1 protein-coding gene is annotated in these 658 nt (G+C 70.8%); it reads left to right on the top strand.

Annotation, left to right across the window (positions count from 1 at the left end; genetic code table 11):
• Positions 1-64: 64 nt before the first annotated feature.
• The coding region (locus KUM32_RS42340; RefSeq protein WP_217146902.1) for a tRNA-dihydrouridine synthase at positions 65-658 on the top strand (594 nt) is incomplete at its 3' end.

Raw genomic sequence — 658 nt, 5'->3', positions numbered from 1 at the left:
GCCCGAGTACCCGCAGCGCCCCCAGCACCCTGAGCACCACGAGAACCGGAAGGACGCGTCCTAGATGACCGCCGAGACCCAGCCGCTGTACGTCGGTACGCACGCGGTGGTGCCCCCGGTGATCCTCGCCCCCATGGCGGGTATCACCAACGCGCCCTTCCGCACCCTGTGCCGGGAGTTCTCCGGCGGCAAGGGCCTGTTCGTCAGCGAGATGATCACCACGCGGGCGCTGGTCGAGCGGGACGCGAAGACGATGCGGCTGATCCACTTCGACGGCATCGAGAAGCCGCGGTCCATCCAGTTGTACGGCGTGGACCCGGCGACCGTCGGCAAGGCGGTCCGGATGATCGTGGACGAGGGGCTGGCCGACCACATCGACCTGAACTTCGGGTGCCCGGTGCCGAAGGTGACGCGCAAGGGCGGCGGCTCGGCGCTGCCGTACAAGCGCAACCTGTTGCGGGCGATCCTGCGCGAGGCTGTCGCCGGGGCCGGCGAGCTGCCGGTGACCATGAAGATGCGCAAGGGCATCGACGACGACCACCTGACCTACCTGGACGCCGGGCGGATCGCGGTGCAGGAGGGGGTGCGGGCCGTCGCGCTGCACGGCCGCACCGCCGCGCAGCACTACGGCGGCGAGGCCGACTGGTCGGCCATCGCG

This window comes from Streptomyces sp. AC627_RSS907 (assembly GCF_019049165.1).
The sequence above is the reverse complement of the archived record's forward strand: the minus strand, read 5'-3'. Positions and strand labels throughout refer to the sequence as shown.